The sequence below is a fragment of the Polynucleobacter sp. AM-7D1 genome, assembly GCF_018688455.1.
GTDB lineage: Bacteria > Pseudomonadota > Gammaproteobacteria > Burkholderiales > Burkholderiaceae > Polynucleobacter.
Map to the genome: position 1 here is coordinate 18,226 of NZ_CP061319.1, position 19,929 is coordinate 38,154.

A 19,929-nucleotide genomic window follows, 5' to 3' on the forward strand; every position below is an offset into this window, starting at 1 on the left:
AGTAATGCAACTCAACCCTTCCGAGATCAGCGAACTGATCAAAAGCCGAATTAGCGAAATGGGTGTTGATTCCCAACTTCGCAACGAAGGCACTGTAATTTCAGTGACCGACGGTATCTGCCGCGTACATGGCTTGTCTGGTGTTATGCAGGGCGAAATGTTGGAATTCCCTAACAACACAATCGGCCTCGCTTTGAACCTTGAGCGTGATTCGGTTGGTGCTGTGGTCTTGGGTGAGTACACCCATATTAAAGAAGGCGACCCAGTTAAATGTACTGGCCGCATTTTGGAAGTTCCAGTTGGTCCAGAGTTGCTCGGTCGCGTAGTAAACGCACTTGGCCAACCGATTGACGGCAAAGGCCCAATCAATACTAAGTTGACTGACTTTATCGAAAAAGTTGCTCCAGGCGTTATCGCTCGTCAATCCGTTAGTCAGCCAGTTCAAACTGGTTTGAAAGCGATTGATGCGATGGTTCCTATCGGCCGCGGTCAGCGCGAGTTGATCATTGGCGATCGTCAAACAGGTAAAACAGCCGTTGCGGTGGACGCGATCATTAACCAAAAAGGTAAAGGCGTTTATTGCGTTTACGTTGCTATTGGTCAAAAAGCTTCTACGATTGCTAACGTTGTTCGTAAGCTCACAGAGTTAGGCGCAATGGAGTACACAGTAGTTGTTGCAGCAAGTGCATCTGAGTCTGCAGCAATGCAGTACCTCTCAGCCTATGCTGGTTGCACCATGGGTGAATACTTCCGCGATCGTGGCGAAGATGCATTGATCGTGTATGACGATTTAACAAAACAAGCTGTTGCATACCGTCAGATTTCTTTGCTCTTGCGTCGCCCACCAGGCCGCGAAGCTTACCCTGGCGACGTGTTCTATCTCCACTCACGTTTGCTTGAGCGTGCTGCTCGTGTAAGCGCTGACTACGTTGAGAAATTCACCAATGGATCAGTAAAAGGTAAGACAGGTTCATTGACAGCATTGCCAATTATTGAAACTCAAGCAGGCGACGTTTCTGCATTCGTTCCAACCAACGTGATTTCGATTACTGACGGCCAGATCTTCTTGGAAACTGACTTGTTTAATGCAGGCGTACGCCCTGCGATTAACGCCGGTATTTCTGTTTCACGTGTTGGTGGCGCAGCTCAAACTAAAGTCATTAAGAAATTATCTGGCGGTATTCGTACTGACTTGGCGCAGTATCGTGAATTGGCAGCGTTTGCTCAGTTCGCTTCTGATCTTGATGAAGCAACCCGTAAGCAGTTGGAGCGCGGTCGTCGCGTGACTGAATTGTGTAAGCAAGCTCAGTACAAGCCTTTGCAAGTTTGGGAAATGGCTGCCTCACTCTACGCTGTTAATAATGGTTACTTTGATGACCTCGAAGTGAAGAACGTTTTGCCATTCGAAAAAGGTTTGCAAGATCACTTGAAATCTAAATACGCTGATTTAGTTGGTCGTATTGAAGAGACTAAAGATTTGAGCAAAGATGACGAGGCTGCATTGCGTGCCGCAATTGAGGATTACAAGCGTTCAGCCTCTTTCTAAGAGGGCTCGCATAAATCATGGCAAGCACAAAAGAGATACGATCTAAGATCAAGAGCGTGCAAAACACGCGCAAGATCACGAAAGCAATGGAAATGGTCGCCGCATCTAAGATGCGTCGTGCCCAAGAGCGCATGCGTAATGCGCGTCCATACGCAGAAAAAATTCGTGAGATTGTTGCTAATCTTTCTAAAGCAAATCCCGAGTTCCGCCCTGCTTATATGGCCACTCGTGAAGTGAAGAAAATTGGCACGATTTTGGTTACAACAGACAAAGGTTTATGCGGCGGTTTGAATACCAACGTATTGCGTCTGATTGCAAACCAAGTGCGCGATATGGAAGGCAGTAATATTGGCATTGAATACACTGCCATTGGTTCTAAGGGCCTTCAGTTTTTAAATCGCTCAAAAGCAAAACTCATTTCTCAAACAATTCAGATTGGCGATACGCCTCATATGGATGTTTTGATTGGTGCAATTACTGCCCAATTGGAAGCGTTTGAGCGTGGTGAAATAGATGCTGTTTATTTGGCATACACACGTTTTGTTAATGCAATGAAACAAGAGCCTGTTTTAGAAAAACTCTTACCTTTGGAGCCTGCTGCGGTAGCTCCAGAAGAGAAGACAGGAAATTCTTGGGATTACATCTACGAGCCGGATGCAGAGTCGATTTTGAATGGCTTGCTCAAGCGTTACGTAGAGGCAATGATTTATCAAGCTGTTGCTGAGAATATGGCTTCTGAACAATCTGCACGCATGGTCTCCATGAAGGCCGCTTCAGATAATGCGAAGAATGTAATCGGCGAATTGCAATTGGAGTACAACAAGACACGACAGGCTGCCATTACTAAAGAGTTGTCAGAAATTGTTGGCGGAGCGGCTGCGGTTTAAGCGGTCAGCGTTTAGGAATACGAAAGAATTCAGGAATTAAAAGCGGAGAAATGCGATGAGTAACGGAAATATCGTGCAGTGTATCGGTCCAGTGGTGGACATTCAGTTCCCACGCGACAAAATGCCAAACATCTATGATGCGTTGACATTAGTTGATAGCGGCGAAAAATCATTTGCTGAAAAAGGTTTGACCTTTGAGGTGCAACAACAGATTGGCGACGGCGTAGTTCGTGCGATTGCCATGGGTGCAAGCGATGGTTTGCGTCGCGGCATGGAAGTGAAATCTACTGGCGGTCCAATTTCTGTTCCTGTTGGCCCGGCAACATTAGGACGCATCATGGACGTTTTAGGTCGCCCAATTGATGATGCAGGCCCAATCGCTACTGAAGAGCGTCGCGCAATTCACCAGCCAGCACCAAAGTTTGATGAGCTCTCGCCTTCCGTTGACTTGTTAGAAACCGGTATTAAGGTTATTGACTTAGTTTGCCCGTTTGCTAAAGGTGGTAAGGTTGGCTTGTTCGGTGGTGCCGGTGTTGGTAAGACCGTGAACATGATGGAATTGATTAACAACATCGCTAAGCAACACTCTGGTTTGTCAGTGTTCGCTGGTGTTGGTGAACGTACTCGTGAAGGTAATGACTTCTACCACGAGATGAAAGAATCGAACGTTATAGACAAAGTGGCGATGGTGTTTGGTCAGATGAACGAACCTCCAGGCAACCGTTTGCGCGTTGCGTTGACTGGTTTGACAATGGCTGAAGCATTCCGTGATGAAGGCCGTGATATTTTGTTCTTCGTTGACAACATCTACCGTTACACACTCGCAGGTACTGAGGTATCAGCGTTGTTAGGTCGTATGCCTTCAGCTGTGGGTTATCAACCTACTTTGGCTGAAGAAATGGGTAAGTTGCAAGAGCGTATTACTTCAACTAAGACTGGTTCTGTTACATCTATTCAGGCCGTTTACGTTCCTGCGGATGACTTGACTGATCCATCACCAGCAACAACCTTCTTGCATTTAGACTCCACAGTTGTGTTGTCACGTGATATTGCTGCTTTGGGTATCTACCCAGCGGTTGATCCATTGGATTCAACCAGCCGTCAGCTCGACCCACAAGTGGTTGGTCAAGAGCACTATGAAGTGGCTCGTGAAGTTCAGATGACATTGCAACGCTACAAAGAATTGCGCGACATTATTGCTATTTTGGGTATGGATGAGTTGTCACCAGAAGACAAATTGGCTGTATCACGTGCACGTAAGATTCAGCGTTTCTTGTCCCAGCCTTTCCACGTTGCTGAAGTATTTACTGGTTCACCAGGCAAATACGTTCCATTAAAAGAAACTATCCGTGGTTTCAAAATGATTTGCAGCGGTGAGTTGGATCACTTGCCTGAGCAAGCGTTCTACATGGTGGGTTCAATTGATGAAGCCATCGAGAAAGCTAAGAAGCTTTAATCGAACTCATCTAGGGAAATTATGTCAACCATACGCGTCGATGTAGTAAGTGCTGAGCAATCTATTTTCAGCGGTGAAGCCAAGTTTGTTGCGCTTCCTGGTGAGAATGGCGAGCTCGGTATTTTGCGCGGCCACACTCCTTTGATTACACGCATTCGTCCAGGCTCAGTTCGTATTGAAAAAGCTGATGGTGATGAAGAGTTTGTATTCGTTGCGGGCGGCTATTTAGAAGTTCAGCCTGATCATGTCACTGTATTGGCAGATACTGCTATTCGTGGCCATGATCTAGATGAAGCTAAAGCTAACGAAGCCAAGAAGCGTGCTGAAGAAGCAATGCAAAATCGTGGCACCGACTTTGATTTGGCATTGGCTCAATCTGAGTTTGCAATGGCAGCAGCACAGCTTGCAGCAATTGCTCGTTTCCGTCGTAAAAAGTAAGAGCCGGCCATCTCTTTGCTGTTAAATGATCGGTTTTTAAAAGCCTGCTTGGGCGAAGCGGTTGATCAAACACCGCTTTGGCTCATGCGCCAAGCGGGCCGTTATCTGCCTGAGTACAACGCTACGCGCGCTCGAGCTGGAAGTTTTCTCGGCCTCGCAAAAAATCCCGCATATGCCACCGAAGTAACGCTCCAACCATTGGATCGCTATCCATTGGATGCAGCGATCTTATTTTCTGATATCTTGACTATTCCCGATGCAATGGGATTGGGCTTGAAATTTACTGCAGGTGAAGGCCCGAGTTTTGAGCACCCCCTTCGAACGGAAGAGGCAGTAAAAAAATTACACGTGGCTGACATGGGTCAGCTCCAGTATGTATTCGACGCAGTTTCAGAAATTCGTAAAGCATTGATCCAGGATGGCAAGCAGCGCGTCCCACTAATTGGTTTTTCTGGAAGCCCTTGGACATTGGCTTGCTACATGATTGATGGTTCTGGTTCTGACGATTTTCGACATGCCAAAACCATGATGTTTAGCCGGCCAGATTTGCTGGAACACATTCTTGAAATTAATGTGCAGTCAGTAGCCGCTTATTTAATTGAGCAAGTAAAGGCTGGCGCACAAGCACTCATGATTTTTGATACCTGGGGAGGTTTACTTCCTGACGGTTGGTATCAGCGCATGTCTTTGGCGGCGATGCAAAAAGTGATTGCACTACTACCGCGTGAACATGGGGGTCGCAAGATTCCGGTAATTATGTTCACTAAGGGGGGTGGTATTTGGTTAAATGATATGGCTCAAGTAGGTGCAGATGTTATTGCGATTGATTGGACGATGCGCCTAAGCCGTGCCCGCAAGCAGCTTTTAGACATCAATAAGCCCTTGGCATTGCAAGGAAACTTAGACCCTCTCATTTTGTTCTCAGAGCTAAAGCAAGTTGTAAGTGCAGCTGAAGACCTTTTGACAGACTTAGCTGGTGCACCAGCATTAAAGCCAGGTTTACACTCGCTTGATGGCCACATTTTCAATTTGGGCCATGGCATTAACCAATTCACGCCACCTGAAAGTGTGACAGCCCTCTCGGAGGCTGTAATCTCTAAGTCAAAAGCCCTTCGGGCATAGCAATAAGCACAAGTAATTGCTAACTTTAGCCAATTTGTGGCAAAAGTTATGCACAGAAATGTGCAAAACCTTAAATACAGCGAGATTCAAGAGAATTATCAACTTTCACATTTAATAAGCGATATAAATTATTGATTTATATGGTTAATTACAAAATTGCTGAAATTCTGTGCAGAAGTACATTCCTATAAAATAGATATGGAAATATAAAGTAGCGAATGATATCCACAGACTTATCCACAGGGTAAGGCAGATAATAAGAATAAATGACCCAATATCCCATTGTTGTTCAGGTAGTGATAGATAAGCCTCTGGCGCAGGGGTTCGACTATCTATGGGATGTAGAAAAATTAGGCAAATTCCCCGAAATAGGTAATGTAGTGGAGGTACCCTTCGCACGGGGTAAAGAAATTGGAGTTGTAATAAAAGTGAGTGATCACTCCGAATATGAGATAGAAAAGCTCAAATCTATAGATCGCCTTGCCCCCCTTCCGGCATTCGATCCCTCATTATTGCGGCTGATGAATTTTGCAAGCCAGTATTACGTTCATGCACTTGGTGAAACTATCTTGCCAGTTATCCCGCAGATGTGGAAAAAGGCTGATAACTGGGAAAAAATTCCCGAAAAACTAGAATCAGCTAAAAAGAGCAAAAAAAAGCTTGATGTCATTGCGGAGGGATTGATAAGCCAAGAACAATTAAATCCAAGCCAAAAAAATGCCCTGCAAGAATTATTAGTAAATCAAGAAAAAGAAAATCAATTTAGAGCAATCCTATTACAGGGTCAGACCGGAAGCGGCAAGACTGCTGTTTTTCTAAATTGGCTAGCAAGCATCCTACAAGATGAGAGCGCACAGGTGCTGTTGCTGGTGCCAGAAATTAATTTAACACCACAACTAGAAAGACGCGTTAAGGCATACTTTCCTGATAAAAAAATGGCTGTACTGCATAGTGGAGTCAGCGAAAAGAAAAGGGGGATTGCTTGGTATGAGGCAATGACTGGTAAAGCACAGATCATTTTGGGAACAAGGTTGGCAGCATTGACGCCAATGCCAAATTTACGAGCAATCGTGGTGGATGAGGAGCATGACCCATCCTACAAGCAACAAGATGGAACGCGTTACTCTGCTAGAGACTTAGCAATATGGCGTGCCCATGATCAAAGAATTCCCATCCTCTTATCTTCTGCAACACCATCATTGGAAACTTGGCTTGCTGCTCAATCTGGTCGATATGAATATATCCGACTGGATCAGCGCGCCCAGGGTGCAAGCTTGCCCAGCGTCCATTTGATTAATACGCGTGATCCACAAAATCAATTTAGTCCGGGTGATGTAGGTGCGCCAAAGGAAAAAAGCCTAATTAGTAAAACGCTAGCAAGTGCTATTACTAAGACTTTGGGTGAAAAAAAGCAGAGCTTAATTTTGATTAATCGCCGGGGTTATGCCCCTGTACTGAGTTGCTCGGCCTGCAATTGGCTGTCAAAGTGCACACAATGCTCAACCTACACCGTGATGCATAAGGCAGGAGCATTGGGGAAAAGACCAGTGTTGAGTTGCCATCATTGCGGATTAGTTAAACCTATTCCTCAGTTCTGCCCAGATTGTGGCAATGCCGATTTAAAAACGCTTGGTCATGGAACGCAAAAGCTAGAAGATGCAATAGAGGAAATGTGGCCACAAGCTAGAGTGCTACGGGTCGATACAGACTCAAGTAGAAAGAGCAAGGGAGCAGAAGCACTCTTTCAGGAAATACATAATGGAAATGCAGATATTGTTGTTGGCACTCAAATGATTGCCAAGGGGCACGACTATCAAAATATTGGATTAGTTGCAGTATTAGATTCAGACAGTCGACTGTATTCAGCGGACTTTAGAGCTGCAGAAAGATTATTTGCGCAGTTAGTTCAAGTGGCTGGTCGGGCGGGTAGATCTGGCAGTAGTACTGATTCTGGTGGTGATATTTATATCGAGACTCAGTACCCCGAGTCACCAGTGTTTCAATATTTACTTAGACACGATGTCGATGGATTTCTAGCATTTATTGCGAGCGAGCGTGAAGAGGCAAAGTTACCGCCCTACTCTTATCAAGCCCTTATTCACGCGGAAGGAAAAAGTCTAGATAAAGCGATTCAGTTTTTGAATGAACTGAAGACTCGCATGAAAAGTCGAGGGATGATTACAAAAGAGCTGAAGGTCTATGATCCCGTGCCCAAGCCGGTCATGCGAGTGGCTGGTTCAGAGCGCGCCCAGTTATTAATTGAGTCAGTCAATCGCAAGACTTTACAAGAGGCCCTTGAAATGATTGATCAAGATTTACGCCAAGAATCCACCGGAAGAATCAGTAAGACATCCCGCATTCGTTGGCTCGTAGAGCGAGACCCAATCAGTATTTAGGCGCCTGGGCCAGATTCATATTGCGCAAGGGACATTAAAGCATCTAGATCGACAGTCAGAGATTCTGTTGATGCTGGTTTAATTTTAAATAGCCAAACTGCATAAGGGTTTTCGTTCACCAACTCAGGACTGGAATCCATAGAGTCATTCAGGGCAACGATCTCGCCACTAATAGGCGCATGAATATCACTTGCAGCTTTAACGGACTCTATTGCTGCGATGGCTTCGCCTTGCTTCACTTGCTGCCCAACTTTTGGCGCTTGAAAAAACATGACATCACCTAAAGATTCTTGGGCATGATTGCTGATGCCGACCCACACTAGCCCATCATCTTCGATGCTGGCCCACTCATGTGATTCTGCAAATTTAAATGTGTCTTGAGTTTTCATTGTGTATCCTGTGAGACATATTCTAGCGTCTTTGCCATCAACTAGTGGCTAATAACTTTAAGCGTTTCTTATTTATGCCGATCAAATTAGGAATTGTGCCCGTTACTCCATTCGAACAAAACTGTTCAATCTTGGTTTGTCAAGAAACAGGGGATGCAGCGGTAGTTGATCCTGGTGGAGATATAGACAAGATTTTGGATGGCGTTAAACAACTGGGCGGCACGGTTAAAAAGATATTACTAACTCACGGCCATCTAGATCATTGTGCTGCAGCTAAGGACTTAGCTGATCAACTGGGCGTACCAATTGAAGGCCCACAAATTGATGAACAGTTTTGGCTAGATCAATTGCCTGAGCAAACTATACGCTTTGGATTTGGGCATGCAAAAGCATTTTTGCCTACTCGCTGGTTAGAGGATGGCGATCATGTACAAGTTGGTAATGTTGATTTAGAAGTGCTGCACTGTCCGGGCCATACGCCAGGTCATGTTGTGTTTTTTGATAAAGAAGATCGCCTGGCTTTAGTTGGCGATGTTTTATTTGCTGGATCAATCGGCAGAACAGATTTCCCGCGTGGTAATCATGCCGACTTAATTAATGCCATTAAGACAAAATTGTGGCCACTAGGTGATGACGTGCAGTTTGTTCCTGGTCATGGACCTATGTCAACATTTGGCAAAGAGCGGCAAACGAACCCCTACGTTGGGGATTGATCAGGTTTGAATTGGTGAAGCCTAATTGAAAGTTAGGCTTTTGCTGAACCGGTGCGATGCGTGCGGTTGTATAAACAGCTGGCGCAAATCCAACGTTGCTTCCGATTGCTTGTCGGAATCCAGGTGCCACCTTCTAGGCGCTTTTCGCGACTGCATGAAGAGCAAAACTTAAGGCTCTGTGAGGTTTCTTGGGTAGCAGCTGGAGTCGAGGTAGTCATGGGCAATCCGGGTAAGCCAAATCTTGTACAGAGGATCTATTTTACCCGTTTTGTCCCGCTGGGGCTGGGCTCAGGACAACTCGGACTGAATCAGCCGTTTTATTGCCATCGAAATCTAACCAAGCCTTATTTTCAAAGTCATACAGCTTGCACTTTCGGGCTGTATCGAAATACCAGGCCCAAGAGAACTTTTGAACAAAAATACGCTCTGGAAGGATGGTTTCAAGGGTATTTTGGGCTTCTTGGAGGCGATATAGGGGTACGCTCATATCTACGTGATGGGCGGTGTGCTCCATGATGTGGTGCATTAAAGAGCCCCAAACCCAGTTAAAGGTCAAATGAACTGTAGTGGACACAAAAGGCTGGGCACGCAACCACTCGGATTTCTTGTCATACCAAGAAACTTTTGGATGGGTGTGGTGAACATAAACCACAAAGCCGATCATCCCGTTCCAGAATAAGAAGGGAATAGCAAAGCCGGTGATCAGGCCAAGCCAAACTGATTGACCGGTGGCAAGGGCGCCAGCAATGAGGCAAGCAATCCAAACTATGGCAAAACCAGTCACCAACAGGTTGTCCTTCAGGAAAATTGGACGATCGCCGGGCTTGTTTTTAGCATTTGGGAAGTACTCGCGTCTCCACCAGATTTCAATGAGGTAATAGAAAACTGGACCCCAGCCGCTGCGGTAAAGACGCTCTAACGCTTTGCGCCATGCAGGCAGAGCATCAAACTCGGCTTTTGATAGGGGGGCCCAGACGAAGTCAAAGCCCTTGAGGTTGGTTTGCCCGTGGTGAACCACGTTGTGGCCTACATCCCATAAGCTATAAGGGGTTAAGGACGGCAAGAATGCAATACGACCCAAGACTTTATTGAGTTCGCGGTGTGGTGTGTAGCTTTGGTGGCAGGCATCATGACCCAAAATGAAGATTCGACCAGTAACGAAGCCAGCAACTAAGCCCAAGATGATCTTGATCAGAATGCTTTCAACAAAAATAGTCCCAGCAATACAGCCCAGCCACAAAGCCGCGTCCAAAACCAGAAGCGCGATTGCCTTTGCTGTTTGCCCTTCAGCCATTGGGATTAGCCAGCTGCGGATGACCTTGCGATGCGGCAATGGAAGATCAGGGGCCAAAGGATTGGCCATAGATGGTTCGGAGAGTGCTGGATTTATGTGATTTGACATGATAAGAATCAATAAGTTAGGTGCAAATGATAGCCTTTTTCACGAATTTACGCATGATATAGGTCAAAAACCCCCGTGTTTTGGTGCGCCCGGCAGGAATCGAACCTGCGACCCTTGGCTTCGGAGGCCAATACTCTATCCACTGAGCTACGGGCGCCAGTAGGAAATTCGCTAACTACGCCATTGTAAGTGCCTATACCCTCCCGGTCTCGTTATAATCACGGCAAAGTAACCTTTCAACCCGTCAAACGATAAAAGTCCTATGAGTGAAGCGCACGGCAACCTAATTAAGTCCCCTAAACAACTAATCATCATGGTGTTTGCTAGCTTTTTTGTGCCACTGATTATTATTTTGTTATTAATGGTGTTTGTAAATAACGGCAAGCGTACGGATGCTGAAGCATCTGCCGAGGTATTGATTAAGCCAGTTGCAAAACTAAACTTTAAAGATGCCAGTAAACCGCGTGAGTTGCAATCTGGCGAGCAGGTATATAAGGCAGTCTGTGCATCATGCCATGCAAGTGGTGCCGCTGGTGCGCCGAAGTTTGGCGATACTGCCGCTTGGAGCGCTCGTCTAGGTAAGGGTTATGATGGCTTGTTGACCTCAGTAGTTAAGGGCAAAGGCGCAATGCCAGCCAGAGGTGGAGCGAGCCCAGCCGATATTAGCGATTATGAATTGGGTCGTGCTGTAGTCTACTTGGCAAATTCTGCTGGTGGTACATTGCCAGAGCCTAAGGCTCCCAATCCCCCTGCCGCTAAATAATTTTTAGCACATTCGAAAAAGCTGGCTACATGCCAGCTTTTTTATTGTCCATCACTGGTCTTTAGCATCAAGCGCAACCTGGTAGGCATCTTTCTTGCTCAGTCCTAGAGTTTGTGCGAGTACAGCGGCAATTTCCTTGCTACCTAAATATGGGCTTAGTGCATTTGCCCACAGCAATAGCGAGGAGCGCTCTGGAGCCTCATCGGCATTAGCCTGGCGGCCAGCTACCAAAACAATAAATTCACCCTTGAGGCTTTCTGCTTTATCAAGCCACGCGGGAACATCTGCAGCAGTGAGTGTGACGAGTTGCTCAAATTTTTTAGTAAGTTCCCTGCCCACCAGTATCTGCCGTTCTGGTTCCAGCTCTTTGTTAATCATCATCAGCGTTTCGCGGATTTGATGTGGCGATTCAAAAAAAATGCTTGCCTTTGAATTACTTCGAATGTCTTTGATGAACGTGCTTCGCTCTTTTGCTTTGTTGGGCCAGAAGCCGAGAAACTGAAAGCGTCCTTCCGATGGCAGCATTACTGAGCCACTGGCAGAGATGGCAGAAGATACTGCGCTAGCACCGGGTATGGGGATAATTCGAAAGCCTGCTTTTTGAACCGCATTTACCAGGCGTGCACCTGGGTCAGAAACGCCTGGAGTGCCAGCATCTGAAACATAGGCCCAACGTTCGTTTTGAGAAAGATGCTCAATAATATTTTGAGCGCCAGCAATTTCATTGTGCTCATGCAGGGCGACACATTTTTTATGAATCCCAAAGTGTTGAAGCAGGGGCGCGCTATGCCTAGTGTCTTCACAGGCAATACCATCCACGGAATTTAGGACGTGCAGCGCGCGTAAGGTGATATCCCCTAAATTACCAATAGGGGTGGCAACCATATACAGGGCTCCCGCAGGAAGATCCTGCTGTTTTAAAAAGTCAAAGGAGCTTAATTCCATGGGGCAATCTTTTACGCAGAGATATCAATAAGTAAGAGGATACGTCCCTTTTGAATTCAGGGGCAGCATAGACATCTTGCGCGTACTTTGGCGCATAATAATGTGATGGATAAAGATACCCTCGAACGTTTGCGCGCTCGCGCATCCCAACATTTCTTGGACAGCATTGCTGTAAAGCAAGAAGCTGAAAAAATACTTCCGGAGCAAATTGCGCGTGGCATAGTCGCTATGACAAACTGTTTGCATGCCGGTGGGAAAGTGATGGCTTGCGGCAATGGCGGATCTGCTGCAGATGCACAACATTTTGCTGCCGAGCTGATTGGCCGCTTTGAGAGAGAGCGACAAGAGTTAGCTGCGATTGCATTGACAACCGATACTTCAATTTTGACCGCAGTCGGAAATGATTACAGTTATGACGAGATCTTTAGCAAGCAAGTACGCGGCCTTGGAAAAAAAGGCGACATCTTAATTGGCATTTCTACTTCAGGAAATTCAAAAAACGTAGTGAAGGCTATTGAGGCTGCAAAAAAAATGGGGATCAAAATTATTGCCTTGACTGGTAATGGCGGTGGAAAAATTGCAAGCCTATTGGATGCGGATGATATCCATCTGTGCGCACCCTCCACTCGTACTGCACGCATTCAAGAAACACATTTAGTTTTGCTTCACGCGCTATGTGATGGCGTAGATCATTTATTGCTTGATTAATAGTTTCACTAATTAGAAAGTTCCTACATGAGAAATACACCCACCATCAAACTCTTTGCTGCACTTTTGATTGCATCATTTTTATCTGGTTGTGGTGTGTTGGCTGTTGGTGGTGTTGTGGCGGGCGCGAGTGTTATGGCAGATCGTCGCACGCCTGCAGTTCAGGCAATCGATAAGGGTATTGAGTTGGAGGCAGGAAATGCTCTGTCCAAACGTTATGGCGATGATGCGCACATCAATGTCACCTCATTCAATCAAAAGGTATTGTTAACTGGCGAGGTTAAAGATGCCGATATTAAAGGCCAGGCTGGCGCTTATGTAAAGGCGATGAAGAATGCGCGTTCCGTTTTTAATGAATTAATCATTGGACCAAATAGCTCTTATACAGCTCGCGCGAACGATGCCTTCCTTGAATCCAAAATCAAAACACAAATGATTTTTACCGATAAGTTGCCATCCAATTCGATGGCGATTGTTGCTGAAGGTAGTAGCGTTTATTTGATGGGAATTCTGACGCAAAATGAAGCGGCAATTGCCAAGAAAGTAGCAAGCAACGCTGACGGTGTAAAAGATGTTTACGCCTACTTCGACATTATTTCTGAGGCAGAAAAAGTGCGCCTAGAAAAACAAGGCAAGGCTGATGAGTCTCAGCCTAACTCTGCTCCAAAGCAGTAAGTTGTTTTGGTAGTAAGTCAGAAAAATTATTTTTTGAGATCAGATGTGAAATTTTTTTTGCTCGCCACCATCCTCTCACTTTTCTCTGCAAGTGCGACTGCAGATGATGCAAAGGCATTCGCACTTGCAAAACAAAGTGCTTGCTTAGGGTGCCATGCAAAAGATAAAAAAATTGTGGGACCAAGTTTTCAGGCGATTGCAAAAAAATATGCGAATGACCCTGGTGCAACAGTGTTTTTAAAAAACAAAATTATTAAAGGTGGCTCTGGATCCTGGGGTGTTGTGCCTATGCCAGCAAATGCGAAGTTAAGCGATGCCGATGTATCTTTACTAACAGGTTGGATTTTGCGCGGAGCGCCTAGCGCAAATTAAGTTGGGCGAACTAGAGGTTTGCCTAGAAACCAGGACCACGCATCATTTGAGCGCTTGAAATTTTCTTTCAGCGCATAGTCAAAGTCAGCCCATTGCTCATTGGCAGCTTCTTCAACAATTGTGCCGGGATTTGCGGGCGGTAATTTCAAGTAAGCATCTGCATCGCCATATGCATATTCAACGCGCATTCCAGCCTTTTGAGCCAGATGCATCATGGCTCTATTATTTGCTAGGCAGTGCACAAACAAGGTTTCGATACGAGTATTGCGTGAGTGCACTGAAGCGCGTGCTAGCAATGCTGTGCCTATGCCCTTTCCACGTCCAGTCGGAAGCACAGATACACCAAACTCGGCGGCTCGTGGTTGATCTTTGATCTTTGGTAAGTAGGCTAAATGCGCCATGCCAATCAGGTTAAGTCCAGAATCAAAGCTGCCAAAAACGGTATCCCTATTGAAATCTAGCTCATCTACATAATGATGAATAACCTCATCAGGCGTTTGAGTGCCAAAGCGTAGACGGCGATCCTCTTCACTTAGAAGTAAAAGATGACGCAATATCTCACCCTTGTGTCCAGCATGTAATTCACGAACAGGAACAACCGAGCCTGCCGTATATGGCTTGCTAGGTAAGTGATTGGTCGCTAATTTATGGTGCATTGCAGTATCTTAGCAGAAATCACTAAAATTTTCAGGGTTTTCCCTAGGTTTATGTAATTTCCGGGGGGAGAATGAATAGATGGGTAAAAACTGCGGGTTTACCGCCATTTTTTTATGCCCTATTCATAAAAATACGTAAATTTTGAAAAAAAGTTCAAAATTTTTTCAATCTCTATCCTATTGTTTTTAATGGGTTTATTTCAAAAGTAAGAAAAAACTTTGAGTTTTTAAAGAAAAAGACTACGAAAGGTGTTGACAGACCCAAATACGTGGGATATAGTCTCATCTCTCTGCTGAATGTTTTTAAGAAATACGAAACAAGTCAGCCCTCTTTAAAAATTAGTCAACCGATAATTGTGGGTACTAAGTGAAAGCATCAAGTCCTTCGGGACAGATGTAAATAAATAGTACTCATAGACAGTAAAAAGATTTGGTTTTATTACCAAGTCAATTTCTTGAATGAGTGCGACGATCCGCAAGGATCACAGGAATTGAACTGAAGAGTTTGATCCTGGCTCAGATTGAACGCTGGCGGCATGCCTTACACATGCAAGTCGAACGGCAGCACGGGTGCTTGCACCTGGTGGCGAGTGGCGAACGGGTGAGTAATACATCGGAACGTACCTTATCGTGGGGGATAACGCAGCGAAAGCTGTGCTAATACCGCATACGCCCTGAGGGGGAAAGCGGGGGATCGAAAGACCTCGCGCGATTAGAGCGGCCGATGCCTGATTAGCTTGTTGGTGGGGTAAAAGCCCACCAAGGCGACGATCAGTAGCTGGTCTGAGAGGACGATCAGCCACACTGGGACTGAGACACGGCCCAGACTCCTACGGGAGGCAGCAGTGGGGAATTTTGGACAATGGGGGAAACCCTGATCCAGCAATGCCGCGTGAGTGAAGAAGGCCTTCGGGTTGTAAAGCTCTTTTGTCAGGGAAGAAACACCGGCTCTAACACAGTCCGGGAATGACGGTACCTGAAGAATAAGCACCGGCTAACTACGTGCCAGCAGCCGCGGTAATACGTAGGGTGCGAGCGTTAATCGGAATTACTGGGCGTAAAGCGTGCGCAGGCGGTTATACAAGACAGGCGTGAAATCCCCGGGCTTAACCTGGGAATGGCGCCTGTGACTGTATAGCTAGAGTGTGTCAGAGGGGGGTAGAATTCCACGTGTAGCAGTGAAATGCGTAGATATGTGGAGGAATACCAATGGCGAAGGCAGCCCCCTGGGATAACACTGACGCTCATGCACGAAAGCGTGGGGAGCAAACAGGATTAGATACCCTGGTAGTCCACGCCCTAAACGATGCTGACTAGTTGTTCGGGATTTACATCCTGAGTAACGTAGCTAACGCGTGAAGTCAGCCGCCTGGGGAGTACGGTCGCAAGATTAAAACTCAAAGGAATTGACGGGGACCCGCACAAGCGGTGGATGATGTGGATTAATTCGATGCAACGCGAAAAACCTTACCTACCCTTGACATGTCACTAACGAAGTAGAGATACATTAGGTGCCCGTAAGGGAAAGTGAACACAGGTGCTGCATGGCTGTCGTCAGCTCGTGTCGTGAGATGTTGGGTTAAGTCCCGCAACGAGCGCAACCCTTGTCTTTAGTTGCTACGCAAGAGCACTCTAAAGAGACTGCCGGTGACAAACCGGAGGAAGGTGGGGATGACGTCAAGTCCTCATGGCCCTTATGGGTAGGGCTTCACACGTCATACAATGGTGCATACAGAGGGTTGCCAACCCGCGAGGGGGAGCTAATCTCAGAAAATGCATCGTAGTCCGGATCGTAGTCTGCAACTCGACTACGTGAAGCTGGAATCGCTAGTAATCGCGGATCAGAATGTCGCGGTGAATACGTTCCCGGGTCTTGTACACACCGCCCGTCATACCATGGGAGTGGGTTTTGCCAGAAGCCGTTAGCCTAACCGCAAGGAGGGCGACTGCCACGGCAGGGTTCATGACTGGGGTAAAGTCGTAACAAGGTAGCCGTATCGGAAGGTGCGGCTGGATCACCTCCTTTCTAGAGAAAGATGCTGGAGCTCTAGTGCCCACACTTATCGGTTGACAATAAAAGCCACGGGTCTGTAGCTCAGCTGGTTAGAGCACTGTGTTGATAACGCAGGGGTCGTAGGTTCAAGTCCTACCAGACCCACCACCAGCCAGAAACAAGACTTAGTGGGACGTTGGGGGATTAGCTCAGCTGGGAGAGCACCTGCTTTGCAAGCAGGGGGTCGTCGGTTCGATCCCGTCATCCTCCACCATCATCTAAATGTCAAAACTAAGCGAAGACTTAATCGTTTAGTTTTGCCATTTATGGCTGTTCTTTAAAAATTTGAGTAAGCAAAGTGTCAAATGTTTCTTTGAGAGGACATTTGACAATGTAATAAGGGTAAAGATTGAATCATCAATCAGTAATACAAACGAGTTTTACCAAGTTCTTAACAAAGTACTTACAGTTTGGATTACGGCAAACATGTCAGAAGTAGAAGTAAACCTGTAACAGGTACTAGCAATGGTGCTCGTTATAGGATCAAGTGAATAAGTGCACATGATGGATGCCTTGGCGATTACAGGCGACGAAAGACGTTATAACCTGCGATAAGCCCCGGGGAGCTGGTAAATAAGCTTTGATCCGGGGATTTCTGAATGGGGAAACCCACCACTTTTGTGGTATCCATACCTGAATACATAGGGTATGAGAAGCGAACCTTGTGAACTGAAACATCTAAGTAGCAAGAGGAAAAGACATCAACCGAGATTCCCAGAGTAGTGGCGAGCGAAATGGGAACAGCCTTCTAGTGATAGCTCAGTAATTAACAGAACGGAATGGAAAGTCCGACAATAAAGGGTGATAGTCCCGTATGTGAAAATTATTGGGTGGTACTAGGCTAGAGACAAGTAGGGCGGGACACGTGAAATCCTGTCTGAATATGGGGGGACCATCCTCCAAGGCTAAATACTCGTAATCGACCGATAGTGAACAAGTACCGTGAGGGAAAGGCGAAAAGAACCCCGGGAGGGGAGTGAAATAGATCCTGAAATTGTGTGCATACAAACAGTAGGAGCCTCGTAAGGGGTGACTGCGTACCTTTTGTATAATGGGTCAGCGACTTACATTCAGTAGCAAGCTTAACCGAATAGGGAAGGCGTAGCGAAAGCGAGTCCGAATAGGGCGCTAGTTGCTGGGTGTAGACCCGAAACCAGTTGATCTATCCATGGCCAGGTTGAAGGTGCGGTAACACGTACTGGAGGACCGAACCCACTAACGTTGAAAAGTTAGGGGATGAGCTGTGGATAGGGGTGAAAGGCTAAACAAAACTGGAAATAGCTGGTTCTCTCCGAAAACTATTTAGGTAGTGCCTCGTGTATCACTGTAGGGGGTAGAGCACTGTCATGGTAGTGGGGTCCATTGCGGATTACTGCGCCATAGCAAACTCCGAATACCTACAAGTGCAAGCACGGGAGACAGACATCGGGTGCTAACGTCCGGTGTCAAGAGGGAAACAACCCAGACCGCCAGCTAAGGTCCCTAATATATGCTAAGTGGGAAACGAAGTGGGAAGGCTAAAACAGTCAGGAGGTTGGCTTAGAAGCAGCCATCCTTTAAAGAAAGCGTAATAGCTCACTGATCGAGTCGTCCTGCGCGGAAGATGTAACGGGGCTAAGCATATAACCGAAGCTGCGGATCACAGTAATGTGATGGTAGGAGAGCGTTCTGTAAGCCTGTGAAGGTGTCTTGTAAAGGATGCTGGAGGTATCAGAAGTGCGAATGCTGACATGAGTAGCGATAAAGGGGGTGAAAAGCCCCCTCGCCGTAAGCCCAAGGTTTCCTGTTCAACGTTCATCGGAACAGGGTGAGTCGGCCCCTAAGGCGAGGCAGAGATGCGTAGCTGATGGGAACAAGGTTAATATTCCTTGACCATTGTTAGATGCGATGGGGGGACGGATCGCGGAAAGTTGTCCGGGTGTTGGAAGTCCCGGTTCTTGCGTTGGAGATGGCTATTAGGTAAATCCGGTAGCGTAATTCAAGGGCGTGAGACGAGCGAATTTATTCGCGAAGCAATTGGAAGTGGTTCCAAGAAAAGCCTCTAAGCTTCAGTCTAACAAGACCGTACCGCAAACCGACACAGGTGGGCGAGATGAGTATTCTAAGGCGCTTGAGAGAACTCAGGAGAAGGAACTCGGCAAATTTGTACCGTAACTTCGGGATAAGGTACGCCCTGGTAGTTTGACCCTGTACAAGGGGAGGACGAAAGGGTTGCAATAAAAAGGTGGCTGCGACTGTTTAATAAAAACACAGCACTCTGCAAACACGAAAGTGGACGTATAGGGTGTGACGCCTGCCCGGTGCTGGAAGATTAAATGATGGGGTGCAAGCTCTTGATTGAAGTCCCAGTAAACGGCGGCCGTAACTATAACGGTCCTAAGGTAGCGAAATTCCTTGTCGGGTAAGTTCCGACCTGCACGAATGGCGTAACGATGGCCACACTGTCTCCTCCTGAGACTCAGCGAAGTTGAAATGTTTGTGATGATGCAATCTACCCGTGGCTAGACGGAAAGACCCCATGAACCTTTACTGTAGCTTTGCATTGGACTTTGAACCGGTCTGTGTAGGATAGGTGGGAGGCGTTGAAAGCGGGATGCTAGTTCCGCTGGAGCCAACCTTGAAATACCACCCTGGTTTGTTTGAGGTTCTAACCTTGGCCCATTATCTGGGTCGGGAACAGTGCATGGTAGGCAGTTTGACTGGGGCGGTCTCCTCCCAAAGTGTAACGGAGGAGTACGAAGGTACGCTTGGTACGGTCGGACATCGTACCTAAAGTGCAATGGCAAAAGCGTGCTTAACTGCGAGACCGACAAGTCGAGCAGGTGCGAAAGCAGGTCATAGTGATCCGGTGGTTCTGTATGGAAGGGCCATCGCTCAACGGATAAAAGGTACTCTGGGGATAACAGGCTGATACCGCCCAAGAGTTCATATCGACGGCGGTGTTTGGCACCTCGATGTCGGCTCATCTCATCCTGGGGCTGTAGCCGGTCCCAAGGGTATGGCTGTTCGCCATTTAAAGAGGTACGTGAGCTGGGTTTAAAACGTCGTGAGACAGTTTGGTCCCTATCTGCCATGGGCGTTGGAGATTTGACGGGGGCTGCTCCTAGTACGAGAGGACCGGAGTGGACGTACCGCTGGTGTACCTGTTGTTTCGCCAGAAGCATCGCAGGGTAGCTATGTACGGAAGAGATAACCGCTGAAAGCATCTAAGCGGGAAACTTGCCTGAAGATGAGATCTCCCGTAGGTTTAACCTACATAAAGGGTCGTTGAAGACCACAACGTTGATAGGTCAGGTGTGGAAGCGCAGTAATGCGTTAAGCTAACTGATACTAATTGCCCGTTAGGCTTGATCCTATAACCAGCACTATTGTGTTGGATGTTTGCCAGATTTAATCTGCATCCTTATT

16 protein-coding genes, 3 tRNA genes and 2 rRNA genes are annotated in these 19,929 nt (G+C 46.7%); 15 read left to right on the forward strand and 6 right to left on the reverse strand.

Annotated elements, in window-relative coordinates:
- Window positions 1–4 precede the first annotated feature (4 nt).
- From atpA to priA, 6 genes are all read left to right on the forward strand, one after another.
- On the forward strand, window positions 5–1,546 hold the full coding sequence (gene atpA, locus GQ359_RS00100) for a F0F1 ATP synthase subunit alpha (RefSeq protein ID WP_015420205.1): 1,542 nt from the start codon (window positions 5–7) through the stop codon (window positions 1,544–1,546).
- A 17-nt stretch (window positions 1,547–1,563) separates the two neighbouring features.
- A complete protein-coding gene (gene atpG, locus GQ359_RS00105; protein WP_215387021.1) occupies window positions 1,564–2,433 on the forward strand; it encodes a F0F1 ATP synthase subunit gamma in 870 nt (289 codons plus the stop codon).
- A gap of 55 nt (window positions 2,434–2,488) precedes the next feature.
- The gene (atpD, locus tag GQ359_RS00110; protein ID WP_015420207.1) at window positions 2,489–3,889 is read left to right on the forward strand and encodes a F0F1 ATP synthase subunit beta; all 1,401 of its coding nucleotides are present in this window, start codon (window positions 2,489–2,491) and stop codon (window positions 3,887–3,889) included.
- Between the two features lie 21 nt (window positions 3,890–3,910).
- Complete coding sequence (locus tag GQ359_RS00115; protein ID WP_015420208.1) at window positions 3,911–4,327, forward strand: F0F1 ATP synthase subunit epsilon; 417 nt, start codon at window positions 3,911–3,913, stop codon at window positions 4,325–4,327.
- A 9-nt stretch (window positions 4,328–4,336) separates the two neighbouring features.
- Window positions 4,337–5,449, forward strand: a complete 1,113-nt coding sequence (gene hemE / locus GQ359_RS00120) for a uroporphyrinogen decarboxylase (RefSeq protein WP_215387821.1) — start codon at window positions 4,337–4,339, stop codon at window positions 5,447–5,449.
- Window positions 5,450–5,715: 266 nt separating this feature from the next.
- Window positions 5,716–7,845 (forward strand): primosomal protein N', encoded by a 2,130-nt coding sequence (gene priA / locus GQ359_RS00125; RefSeq protein WP_215387022.1) that lies wholly within the window; start codon window positions 5,716–5,718, stop codon window positions 7,843–7,845.
- Here priA and gcvH read toward each other — a convergent pair.
- Window positions 7,842–8,234, reverse strand: coding sequence for a glycine cleavage system protein GcvH (gcvH, locus tag GQ359_RS00130; protein WP_215387023.1), 393 nt, complete (start codon window positions 8,232–8,234; stop codon window positions 7,842–7,844). The genes priA and gcvH overlap by 4 nt on opposite strands.
- Window positions 8,235–8,308: 74 nt before the next feature.
- Between gcvH and GQ359_RS00135 the strand changes: the two genes are divergently transcribed.
- The gene (locus GQ359_RS00135; RefSeq protein WP_371822445.1) at window positions 8,309–8,947 is read left to right on the forward strand and encodes an MBL fold metallo-hydrolase; all 639 of its coding nucleotides are present in this window, start codon (window positions 8,309–8,311) and stop codon (window positions 8,945–8,947) included.
- A gap of 32 nt (window positions 8,948–8,979) precedes the next feature.
- On the opposite strand, the gene GQ359_RS00140 is transcribed toward GQ359_RS00135, so the two are convergent.
- The 3 genes from GQ359_RS00140 to GQ359_RS00150 form a co-directional block, all read right to left on the reverse strand.
- A complete protein-coding gene (locus GQ359_RS00140; protein WP_112202563.1) occupies window positions 8,980–9,165 on the reverse strand; it encodes a hypothetical protein in 186 nt (61 codons plus the stop codon).
- Window positions 9,166–9,206: 41 nt separating this feature from the next.
- On the reverse strand, window positions 9,207–10,349 hold the full coding sequence (locus GQ359_RS00145) for a fatty acid desaturase (protein ID WP_371743380.1): 1,143 nt from the start codon (window positions 10,347–10,349) through the stop codon (window positions 9,207–9,209).
- Between the two features lie 81 nt (window positions 10,350–10,430).
- A tRNA-Arg gene (locus tag GQ359_RS00150) sits at window positions 10,431–10,506 on the reverse strand.
- Window positions 10,507–10,611: 105 nt separating this feature from the next.
- On the opposite strand from GQ359_RS00150, the gene GQ359_RS00155 reads away from it, so the two are divergent.
- Window positions 10,612–11,112: a cytochrome c5 family protein gene (locus tag GQ359_RS00155; RefSeq protein ID WP_215387024.1), complete on the forward strand. Its 501-nt coding sequence runs from the start codon at window positions 10,612–10,614 to the stop codon at window positions 11,110–11,112.
- A gap of 51 nt (window positions 11,113–11,163) precedes the next feature.
- Here the strand turns inward: GQ359_RS00155 and rsmI are convergent, their stop codons facing one another.
- A complete protein-coding gene (rsmI, locus tag GQ359_RS00160) occupies window positions 11,164–12,057 on the reverse strand; it encodes a 16S rRNA (cytidine(1402)-2'-O)-methyltransferase (protein WP_215387025.1) in 894 nt (297 codons plus the stop codon).
- Window positions 12,058–12,162: 105 nt separating this feature from the next.
- Here rsmI and GQ359_RS00165 point away from each other — a divergent pair, with 105 nt between their 5' ends.
- From GQ359_RS00165 to GQ359_RS00175, 3 genes are read left to right on the forward strand one after another with little or no spacing between them, the layout of a single operon-like run.
- Window positions 12,163–12,765: a phosphoheptose isomerase gene (locus tag GQ359_RS00165; RefSeq protein ID WP_215387026.1), complete on the forward strand. Its 603-nt coding sequence runs from the start codon at window positions 12,163–12,165 to the stop codon at window positions 12,763–12,765.
- Window positions 12,766–12,792: 27 nt separating this feature from the next.
- Entirely contained in the window at window positions 12,793–13,440 is a 648-nt protein-coding gene (locus GQ359_RS00170; RefSeq protein WP_215387027.1) for a BON domain-containing protein, read from the forward strand.
- A 45-nt stretch (window positions 13,441–13,485) separates the two neighbouring features.
- Window positions 13,486–13,812 (forward strand): c-type cytochrome, encoded by a 327-nt coding sequence (locus GQ359_RS00175; protein WP_215387028.1) that lies wholly within the window; start codon window positions 13,486–13,488, stop codon window positions 13,810–13,812.
- On the opposite strand, the gene GQ359_RS00180 is transcribed toward GQ359_RS00175, so the two are convergent.
- Window positions 13,809–14,468: a GNAT family N-acetyltransferase gene (locus tag GQ359_RS00180; RefSeq protein WP_215387029.1), complete on the reverse strand. Its 660-nt coding sequence runs from the start codon at window positions 14,466–14,468 to the stop codon at window positions 13,809–13,811. The two genes, GQ359_RS00175 and GQ359_RS00180, sit on opposite strands and share 4 nt — an antisense overlap.
- Window positions 14,469–14,961: 493 nt before the next feature.
- On the opposite strand from GQ359_RS00180, the gene GQ359_RS00185 reads away from it, so the two are divergent.
- The 4 genes from GQ359_RS00185 (at window position 14,962) to GQ359_RS00200 (ending at window position 19,876) form a co-directional block, all read left to right on the forward strand.
- A 16S ribosomal RNA gene (locus GQ359_RS00185) occupies window positions 14,962–16,494 on the forward strand.
- Window positions 16,495–16,552: 58 nt separating this feature from the next.
- A tRNA-Ile gene (locus GQ359_RS00190) sits at window positions 16,553–16,629 on the forward strand.
- Between the two features lie 30 nt (window positions 16,630–16,659).
- Window positions 16,660–16,735, forward strand: a tRNA-Ala gene (locus tag GQ359_RS00195).
- A gap of 267 nt (window positions 16,736–17,002) precedes the next feature.
- Window positions 17,003–19,876: ribosomal RNA gene (locus GQ359_RS00200) — 23S ribosomal RNA — on the forward strand.
- Together the 16S and 23S rRNA genes with 2 tRNA genes alongside form the textbook arrangement of a ribosomal RNA operon.
- The last annotated feature ends 53 nt before the right edge of the window (window positions 19,877–19,929 follow it).

Excerpts from the sequence above, each read along its gene's own strand:
- GQ359_RS00140 (WP_112202563.1), bottom strand. The coding sequence starts at position 9,165 with ATGACTACCTCGACTCCAGCTGCTACCCAAGAAACCTCACAGAGCCTT.
- GQ359_RS00115 (WP_015420208.1), top strand. The coding sequence starts at position 3,911 with ATGTCAACCATACGCGTCGATGTAGTAAGTGCTGAGCAATCTATTTTC.
- GQ359_RS00135 (WP_371822445.1), top strand. The coding sequence starts at position 8,309 with ATGCCGATCAAATTAGGAATTGTGCCCGTTACTCCATTCGAACAAAAC.
- atpG (WP_215387021.1), top strand. The coding sequence starts at position 1,564 with ATGGCAAGCACAAAAGAGATACGATCTAAGATCAAGAGCGTGCAAAAC.
- atpD (WP_015420207.1), top strand. The coding sequence starts at position 2,489 with ATGAGTAACGGAAATATCGTGCAGTGTATCGGTCCAGTGGTGGACATT.
- gcvH (WP_215387023.1), bottom strand. The coding sequence starts at position 8,234 with ATGAAAACTCAAGACACATTTAAATTTGCAGAATCACATGAGTGGGCC.
- GQ359_RS00145 (WP_371743380.1), bottom strand. The coding sequence starts at position 10,349 with ATGTCAAATCACATAAATCCAGCACTCTCCGAACCATCTATGGCCAAT.
- GQ359_RS00170 (WP_215387027.1), top strand. The coding sequence starts at position 12,793 with ATGAGAAATACACCCACCATCAAACTCTTTGCTGCACTTTTGATTGCA.
- priA (WP_215387022.1), top strand. The coding sequence starts at position 5,716 with ATGACCCAATATCCCATTGTTGTTCAGGTAGTGATAGATAAGCCTCTG.
- GQ359_RS00165 (WP_215387026.1), top strand. The coding sequence starts at position 12,163 with ATGGATAAAGATACCCTCGAACGTTTGCGCGCTCGCGCATCCCAACAT.
- rsmI (WP_215387025.1), bottom strand. The coding sequence starts at position 12,057 with ATGGAATTAAGCTCCTTTGACTTTTTAAAACAGCAGGATCTTCCTGCG.
- atpA (WP_015420205.1), top strand. The coding sequence starts at position 5 with ATGCAACTCAACCCTTCCGAGATCAGCGAACTGATCAAAAGCCGAATT.
- GQ359_RS00155 (WP_215387024.1), top strand. The coding sequence starts at position 10,612 with ATGAGTGAAGCGCACGGCAACCTAATTAAGTCCCCTAAACAACTAATC.
- GQ359_RS00180 (WP_215387029.1), bottom strand. The coding sequence starts at position 14,468 with ATGCACCATAAATTAGCGACCAATCACTTACCTAGCAAGCCATATACG.